General features: G+C 71.2%; 8 protein-coding genes and 1 tRNA gene. 2 read left to right on the top strand and 7 right to left on the bottom strand.

Translation table 11 applies throughout. The annotated features are described in order from the left end of the window. Nucleotides 1-2: 2 nt before the first annotated feature. Nucleotides 3-2,660, top strand: coding sequence for an ATP-binding protein (locus ACFW9O_RS34510; protein ID WP_384614911.1), 2,658 nt, complete (start codon nt 3-5; stop codon nt 2,658-2,660). Between the two features lie 50 nt (nt 2,661-2,710). Next, nucleotides 2,711-2,784: transfer RNA gene (locus tag ACFW9O_RS34515), tRNA-Pro, on the top strand. Between the two features lie 98 nt (nt 2,785-2,882). On the opposite strand, the gene ACFW9O_RS34520 is transcribed toward ACFW9O_RS34515, so the two are convergent. From ACFW9O_RS34520 to ACFW9O_RS34550, 7 genes are all read right to left on the bottom strand, one after another. Further along, the gene (locus ACFW9O_RS34520) at nt 2,883-3,272 is read right to left on the bottom strand and encodes a VOC family protein (RefSeq protein ID WP_351175387.1); all 390 of its coding nucleotides are present in this window, start codon (nt 3,270-3,272) and stop codon (nt 2,883-2,885) included. A 226-nt stretch (nt 3,273-3,498) separates the two neighbouring features. After that, complete coding sequence (locus ACFW9O_RS34525) at nt 3,499-3,906, bottom strand: SHOCT domain-containing protein (RefSeq protein WP_351175389.1); 408 nt, start codon at nt 3,904-3,906, stop codon at nt 3,499-3,501. 88 nt (nt 3,907-3,994) lie between these two features. Then, nucleotides 3,995-4,489 (bottom strand): FBP domain-containing protein, encoded by a 495-nt coding sequence (locus tag ACFW9O_RS34530; protein ID WP_351175391.1) that lies wholly within the window; start codon nt 4,487-4,489, stop codon nt 3,995-3,997. Between the two features lie 56 nt (nt 4,490-4,545). Further along, complete coding sequence (locus ACFW9O_RS34535) at nt 4,546-5,052, bottom strand: NUDIX hydrolase (protein ID WP_384614913.1); 507 nt, start codon at nt 5,050-5,052, stop codon at nt 4,546-4,548. 42 nt (nt 5,053-5,094) lie between these two features. After that, nucleotides 5,095-6,096 (bottom strand): helix-turn-helix transcriptional regulator, encoded by a 1,002-nt coding sequence (locus ACFW9O_RS34540; protein WP_351175395.1) that lies wholly within the window; start codon nt 6,094-6,096, stop codon nt 5,095-5,097. A gap of 162 nt (nt 6,097-6,258) precedes the next feature. Beyond that, the gene (locus ACFW9O_RS34545; RefSeq protein ID WP_384614915.1) at nt 6,259-7,158 is read right to left on the bottom strand and encodes a hypothetical protein; all 900 of its coding nucleotides are present in this window, start codon (nt 7,156-7,158) and stop codon (nt 6,259-6,261) included. Next, entirely contained in the window at nt 7,155-8,168 is a 1,014-nt protein-coding gene (locus tag ACFW9O_RS34550) for an SPFH domain-containing protein (protein WP_384614917.1), read from the bottom strand. The genes ACFW9O_RS34545 and ACFW9O_RS34550 overlap by 4 nt, the downstream gene beginning before the upstream one ends. Between the last annotated feature and the right edge of the window lie 211 nt (nt 8,169-8,379).

Genomic DNA, 8,379 nt, shown 5'->3' on the forward strand with positions numbered 1-8,379 from the left:
GCATGAAGCCGTCCCGGCCGTTGTACGAGCGCGAACCGGAACTCGCCGCCGCCGCACAGGCGGTGGACGCACTCTGTGGCGCGCAGTCAGCCGGCGGTCTGCTCGTCTTCAGCGGCGAAGCAGGCATCGGCAAGACCGCGCTGCTGGGCGAGATCCGTGCGATGGCGGACGACCGCTGCACCGTCTGGCAGGCACGCGGCGGTGAGACCGTGACGTCGGTGCCGTTCCACGTCGTACGCCAGCTCCTGCAGCCCGCGCTCGACCAGTTGCCCGCCGACGAGACCAGGGCCCTGTTCGGCGACTGGTTCGAGATCACGGCGCCCGCACTGGGCCTCGCCGAACCGACCGGCCCGCAGCCCGACCCGCAAGGTGTCAGGGACGGCCTCGACTTCGTCGTCGCCCGGCTCGCCTCCAGGCTCAGCCACCGGCCGCTGCTCCTGATAGTGGACGACGCGCACTGGGCCGACGGCGAATCCCTCGCGTGGCTCTCCGGCTTCACCGCCAGGCTGACCGAACTGCCGGTGCTGGTCGTCCAGGCCCACCGCCCGCAGGAGCTCGCCGACCGCAACTCCGACTGGGCCATGGCCCGTACACCCGAGGACAGTCGCCCGGAGGGCCCTACGGCACTGATCCGCGTGGCCCTGCGGGCACTCACCCCCGACGCCACGGCCGAGTTGGTCCGGGCGGGGCTGGGCGACCACGCCGACGACCCCTTCTGCCGCGAGGTGTGGGCCGTCACCGGTGGCAACCCGTACGAGGCGGTCGAGCTCGTCGCCAAGGCGCAGGACCGTGAACTGCCACCGGTGGAGGAGTCCGCCGGGCTGCTGCGCGAGCTCGGCGCGTCGGCCCGCGGCAGTGGTCTCGTCGCCCGCCTGGAACGCCTGGGCACCAACGCCAACCGCTTCGCCTGGGCCGCCGCCGTGCTGGGCACCGACATCTCGCAGGAACTCGCGGCGACCCTCGCCGGCATGAGCTCGGCCGAGGCCGCCGACTGCACGGCGCGGCTGCGCGACGCCCGTATCGTCAGCGGCTTCGACCCGCTGGAGTTCGTCCATCCCCTCATCGCCACCGCGGTCTACCGGTCCATCCCGCCGGCCACCCGCACCGCCATGCACGGACGGGCGGCCTGGGCCATCACCCAGGCCGGGCTCGGTGCCGCGGCGGCATCGCGCCATCTCCTCGAGGTCCACCCGGACGACGACCAGGAGCTGGTCGCCCAGCTCCGCGAAGCAGCCGGCCAGCACCTGGCCGTCGGTGCCCCGCAAGCGGCCAGACGCTGCCTCGAACGGGCACTCCAGGAACCGCCGCGGCCCCACGACAGGGCCGCCCTGCTGTACGAACTGGGCTGCGCCACACTCCTCAGTTCCCCTGCCACCACGGTGCAGCAACTGCGGGCAGCCCTCGATACGCCGGGGCTCGACGAGACACTGCGGGTCGACGCCACGTTCCGGCTCGCCGCCGCTCTGGCCCACAACAACCAGCTCAAGGACGCGGCGCTCTCCCTCGCCGCCGAGGCGTCCCGCACGGCCCCCGGCCCCGGTCTGATGCGCCTCCAGGCAGCGCACTTCCTGTGGGAGGGCATGCAGGCCGCCGAGGACGACGGGCCCGCACGGTCGGCACGCCTCGCCCGCAACGCCGACCACCTCAAGGGCCGCGACAACGCCGAGCGCGTCCTTCTCACGCTGCGTGCCTTCGACGCCATGCTCCGCGGCGAGAACGCCCAACTGGTCGTCGACCTCTGCGAACGCGCGCTCGTCGACGGGAGGCCGGCCCGCGGTCTCGGCTGGACCGATTCCGAATGGGGTTTCGAACTCCCCACGATGGTCGGCATCACCTACGCCTTCACCGACCGGCTCGACCGGGCGGAGGAACTCTTCGGCGAAGCCGTGCGCGCCTTCGAGATCTCTGGCTGGAGCGGGGCGCACCTCGCGTTCGCCCACACCCTGCTGGGGCCCGTCCACCGCCGGCGCGGCAGGCTCGCCGAGGCCGAGGGCTTCCTGCGCGAGGGACTGCGTCTCGCCGACCGTGTCGGCAGCGGGCTTCCGGTCCACTGGGACGCGGCCTGCCTGCTCATCGACACCCTTCTCGCACGCGGCCGTACGGCGGAGGCGCGTCTGGTCGCCGACCGGTACGACTTCGGGCCGCCCTACCCCAGCGCCATGGTCCTGCCGGACGCCCCGTGCGTCCGCGGCCGGCTGCTGCTGGCCGAAGGCCGTACGAAGGACGCCGTCGCCGAACTCGAGGCGGCCGGTGCCGCCCTGGAGCCCCGCGGTCGTTTCAACGGCATCTGGGCACCGTGGGCGGGCGACCTCGCCCGCGCCCTGGCCGACGACGACCCGGTCCGCGCCGCCCAGCTCGCCACCCGTGCCCGCGTCCACGCGGAGCGCTTCGGCACGGACACCGCGATCGGGGAGGCGCTGCGATGCGTCGCGCTCTTCGCACCCGCGGAGGAGGCCGAGCACCTGCTGGCCGAGGCCGTACACCGTCTCGAGGCATCGTCGTCCGCGTACGAGCACGCGCTGGCCCGTCTCGAGTACGGAATCGCGATCCGCTCCCCGCGGGAGCTCGCCCGGGCGCAGAAGCTGGCTGTCACGTGCGGCGCCGAAGCCCTGGCAACCCGCGCCCAGCAGGTGCGGACGTCGATCCGGTCCTCGGAGTGAGGTAATGTTTGCCCTGCGCGGCCGCCCGGAACAACCGGGAGGAAACGCACCGGGACGTGGCGCAGCTTGGTAGCGCACTTGACTGGGGGTCAAGGGGTCGCAGGTTCAAATCCTGTCGTCCCGACGGTGCAAGAGGGCTTCGAGCCCAGGTCAGGACCCTGTCTCACTTCGGTGAGGCAGGGTCCTCGGTCGTTCTCCCGCGTTGTGCGCGGGGGCCTCCGGTCAGGGGTGGCGGCTCGCGAGGACGCAGAACTCGTTCCCCTCCGGGTCGGCGAGTGTGACCCAGCTCTCATCGCCGCTCTGGCCGACATCGGCGTGCCGGGCACCCAGGCCGAGCAGGCGGCGGACCTCTTCGTCCTGCTCCCTGTCGGTCGGGTTGACGTCGAGGTGGAGCCTGTTCTTGGCGGTCTTCCCCTCGGGCACGCGCGCGAACGTGAGCGTCGGTGGCACCGGTCCGGGACGGTTCCTGCTCCCGGGCGCCGCGGGAGAGCCGATGGTGACGATCTCGTCGTCCTCGTCCTGCACCTCGTAGTCGAGGACGGAGCACCAGAACCGGGCGAGGCCACGGGGATCGGCGCAGTCGATCGCCAGCTCGGTGAACTTGCTCGCCATGGTCGGGACCTCCCGGTTGGCCGGCTCGCCGTTCGGCGAGTTCCTGGTGGTGTGGCTGTCCATTCTAGGTGCGGCGGAACTGCCGCCCCCGTGTGCGGATGTGACGGTGCGACGGTCTGCTCCCGGCGCTCGTCCATCGGTCGTCATTCCGCGCGGACATGCGGATGTCCATGTCTTCCCGCCCGTGAGGTGACCGGGCGGGAAGACATGGACGTCACGGAGCGGATCAGGCGAGCAGCTTCGCCTTGGCCTTCTCGTACTCCTGCTGATCGATGTGGCCGCTGTCCTTGAGCTCGGCGAGCTTGGCGAGTTCGGTGACGTGGCCTTTGCCGTTTCCGGAGCCGCCCTCGGTCCCGGCGGCCTCCTGCACGTACTTCCGGAAGGCCGCCTCCTGGTCCTTCGCCTGCTTCACGTCCCGCTGGCCCATGCTCCGGCCGCGGACGATCAGGTAGATCAGGACGCCGATGTAGGGCAGGACGATGACGAAGATCAACCAGGCGGCCTTGGCCCAGCCGTTCAGCGAGTGGTCACGGAAGATGTCCGTGATCACCTTGAAGAGCAGGAAGAACCACAGGACCCAGAGGAAGACGTACATCATGGTCAGGAAGAGATTGAGGAGCGGATAGTCGTCCACGGTCTACTCCGATCGCACGAATGGTCCCTTATTCGTACATCCACTCCCACTGAACCGCATCCGCAGGCACCTGGATGCGCCTGGAAGTTCAGGCGGAGAGAGTGCCCAGGAAGGCGAAGAGCTTCGTCCTGGTCCGCTCGATCTGCTGTTCCACGGTCAGCGACTCCTCGAAGCGCCCGCCGGGCGCCGGAAGCTTCTTGCCCCTCACGTACAGGGAGCAGTCGAGGTCGGTGCAGAGGTAGATGCCCACCGAGTTCCCGTCCCTGCCCGCCTGTCCCGTCTTGCGTGCGGTCATCAGGGAGACGCCGCTGCCCGGGTGCGTGGTCAGGCAGACAGAACACATGCTGCGGTGCAGGAAGCCGCGCTGCTGGGACGGGAAGCGGAGCGTGATGCCCGTGAGCTCGCCGTCCACGTCGGTGACGAGGTAGCTCCGGTCCGGTGCGGACAGGTCACGCCACCCCAGGAAGTCCAGGTCGTCCCACGGGCGGTCGTCGAGGTCGCGGGGCAGCGGCAAGCGCTTCGCCTCGCCCTTGGAGCAATTGACGAACGATGCCCGGATGTCCTGCTCACTGACGGCTCTCATGACGACGACGCTAAGCGTGCCTATGACCTTTAGGCAAATCAATAATCGCTATAGGTTCATGGTCCTGGCCGCGTCCCGTCCGCGGCGATCCGCAGACGGTGCACCGGGGGGTGCGTGAGGGCGAGATCCGGTCGCCAGGTCGCCAGGATCTGGGCCGACGGATCGAACAGCAGGTCCGGCAGCTCGTCGGGGCGCGTCCACCGCCAGGCGCTGATCAGATGCGGCTCGGTCACCTCGGCGACCGCCGCCTCGACGGACACCGTGGCCGCCATGGTGATCCTGATGGTCCCGGCCACCACGTCGTGAAGCATCGCGAAGACCGTCACCGCTTCTTCGGGGACATCCAGCCCCGTCTCCTCGCGCAGCTCACGCACGGCCGCGGCGGCGACCGACTCATGTGTCGGATCGACCTTGCCGCCGGGCAGTTCCCAGGTGCCCTCGCGGTGCCTGCCGAGCAGGATCCTGCCCTGCCCGTCCTGGACGACGACGCCCACGCCGAAACCCGCCTGGGCCTCGGGCGGACGGGTGTTGCGGGTGGGACCGTTCCCGGAGTCGGCTGTCATGTTCCCTGCTCCCTGTAGTCCTGGGGTTCACGGGGCAGCCTCTCAGCCGTGCGTGCGTGTGATCCAGCCGTGCTCGCTCGCGTACCAGCCCAGACGCAGCCGGCTCGACGCCCCGCTGAGGTCCATCAGCCGCTTGATGCGCCGCTGTACGGTCCGTGCGCCCAGGTCGAGTTCCTTGGCGACGCCCACATCCGTGAGGCCGGCCAGCAGCAGGGAGAGGATCTGGAGGTCGATGGGCTCGGGTCCGGGCAGCGGCGCCTCCTCGATCTCCTCGCCCGCACCGAGGGTCAGGGGCAGGCCCTGGCTCCAGACCTGCTCGAAGAGCGCCACCAGTGACACCAGCAGACCGCTCGACCGGGCCACCAGGGCAGCCGGTTCCGTGGCGGGGTCGCTCAGCGGAAGCATGCCGAGCGAGCCGTCGGCGATGACCAGCTTGGTCGGAACCTCGTCGACCACACGTACTTCCATGCCCCGGCCCAGCGACTCGGCGAGACCGGCCCGATCGACGGTTCCGCCCTCGTGTCCGGGAAACATCTCCCGGCCGATGACGACGCGGTACTTCACGCCCCGCGCCATGGCCAGCACCTCGGCCGTGTTCTCCTCGGCCGAGACCGCGAGCGGCTGGCTGCGGATGAGCAGGCAGAGTTCCCGCTCGGCCCCCAGCTGGAGTTGGGAGAAGCGCTGGGAGACCGCCTGGGCGCCGGTCACGACTTCGATCAGGTCGCGCACGCCGGGTGCGACGGCCTCGGGCCGGTACTCGTCGGCCAGTCGCGCCGCCGCCAGCTCCGCGCACTCCAGCTCGTGGCGCTGCTGGGAGAGCAGGGGTGCCAGCGCCACCGCCGGGGGAGCGCTCACCCAGCAGTCGGGGCGTTCGGCGGACCGGGTGATCAGCCCCTGGTGCTCCAGCACGTACAGCGCCTGGAGGACATCCTTCTCCGGCAGCGCGAGACGGCCCGCGAGATGTGCCGCGTCCGCCGCCCCGTGCCCGACCAGTTCGCGGTAGGTGATCTCCTGGACGGCATCGAGGCCTATCGCACCCAGCACAGTGGTCCTCTCGGGTCGAGCGTTCCGCTCAGCCGTGGAGGCGTCACGAGCACGAAGGCTCGGTGTGCGGTGTTCGATCAGTATCGGCCCCGTCGGACACACGGAAGATACATGTAGATATCAGTTACAAATCCGGCCACGGGGCGAGGGCCTCCAAGGGGGTCATACCACCAGATTCAAGGAGGTGGCGGAGATCCCGAGCCGGACCGTCTGGCCCCAGGTCAGCTCCAGTGCGTCGGCCTCCATCCCGTCACCGAACACCACGATCCGGTCCGACTCGACGGTCAGGGCCAGTCCCTCGCCCCGGCCCAGTTCACCCGAGACCCGCGAGGTACCGGTCGCGGGTGAGGGCCATGCCTCGCGCACGAACCAGAGCAGTCGCGGATCGGACGGGCCCGGCAGCCGCAGCGCGCTGCCGCGTTCGCCCCAGAGGGAACGCAGCCAGCCCGTCGCGCCCGTACCGGTGCCGACCAGGACGCCCGAGGACGCCTGGGACTCCCCGCCGTCCGGGGCGCCGTCGGGGCCGATGCGGTAGCGCGCCGTCTGGTGGCCCGGCGGTCCGCAGAAGACCTCGTTCAGGGCGAGCAGCCGCTGGGTGTCGTCGGCGACGGCCTCGACCATGGTGAGCGACTCCACCCGTTCGCCCGGTGCGACGGCTGCCCGGCACAGCGCCGCCGCGTCCCGCACGCGATGGCGCACGAGGACGCCCGGGTTGCGGCCCGGATCGGTGTCGATGCCCAGGACCGGCTGGCCGGACAGGTACTTGGCCGCGTTGGCGACCAGCCCGTCCTGTCCGACCACGACGACCACGTCCTCGGGCCCGAAGAGGAAGCGGTCGAGGTCCGCACGCTCCACCCGTGAGCGGCGCCACTGCAGGGGCACGGCGGCAGCCACCTCGGTGAGGGCCTGCTGTGTACGGTGATGCCGCGCGGCCACCTCGTCGATGGACCGGCCGCGGGTGGAGAGGAAGAACGCCGCCTGGCCGTGGGTCCCGTGCCGGGCGAGCAGCTCCTCGTACTCGGTGGTGCGGTGCACGAGGACCGCGCGCGGGGCCAGGCTCACGCCCGCGCCTCCGGGTCCGTCCTGCCGAGCCGGGCGAGCAGGCCCGTGAGCACGTCGGGGGAGAGGGTGAGGCTGTCGATCCGGGGCAGGTTCTCCGCGAGGCGGGTCGCGGCCAGAGCGTGCAGGGTGCCGGGGTCCACTTCCGCGTGAGCCCGGAGCCAGGCCGCCTGGGCCTCGGCGCGGGCCGACCCGATCTCGCGGGCGGCTTCCGCCTCGGCGCGGGCGAGACGCACCTTGCGGTCGGCCTCGGCCTCGGTGCGCACGCCGTCGGCGGCGGACTTCTCCTCGGCCTCGCGTCGGGCGTTGATGCCTCGCTGGTCCACCAACTGCTCCTCGCGGCGGGCCAGTTCGATCTGGCTGGCGAGTTCGTTCTCGGCGATGGCGCGTTCCCGCTCGACCGCGACGGCCCGGCGTTCGTAGGTGGCCCGGTCCGCCTCCTGCTGGATCTGCTCCCTGGCCGGGGTGCGCAGGGCGCGCTCGACCTCCGCCTCCGGGCGGATGGCGACGACGCGCACGGCCACCACGTCGATGCCGGTGGCGGGCAGTCGCGGTTCGGCGGCGAGGCCGGAGGCGACCCGTTCGCGTACCGAGGCGACCCCGTCCACCAGTGCGGTGGCGAGCGGTGTCCGGGCCAGGACGTCCAGGGTGTGCTGCTGTGCGGTCTCGGTGAGGAGGGTGGCGATCTGTTCCAGCGGTGCGCTCCGCCAGACCCCGGTGTCGGGGTCCACGGAGAAGTCGAGGCGGGCGGCGGCCTCGGCCGGATCGCTGATGCGGTAGGTGACGGTCGCCTGCACGGTGACGTCCTGGAAGTCGGCCGTGCGCGCGTGGAAGGCCATCGCCAGCTCCCGGTCGTTGACCGGGACTTCGGAGAGGGCCGCGGAGAGCGACCGGTACCAGAAGCTCAGTCCGGGTCCGTCGTGGCTGAGCCTGCCCCGCTTGTGGTGGCGGATGTGGGCCGTGGGCGCGGAGCGCAGGTGTCGCCAGCCGAAGCGCCGGGTGATGTCAGCCATGATGGTCCCCCTCTTTCTCGTCATGGCGACGATAATGGGGTGGCTTCATGTCGTCAAGAAGACGAGAACAGGTGGGCGGTCGCTGTCGTCCGGGGAACAAAGCGGCGGGGGCGGGGCGGACAGGGGAGACGCCCCCCCCCCCGGGTGGGGCCCCCCCCCCCGGCTGGGGGGGGCCCCCCCACCTCCCTTTTCACGCTCTCCCGGCGGTGGC

The organism is Streptomyces sp. NPDC059499 (genome assembly GCF_042749285.1).
Taxonomy (GTDB): domain Bacteria; phylum Actinomycetota; class Actinomycetes; order Streptomycetales; family Streptomycetaceae; genus Streptomyces.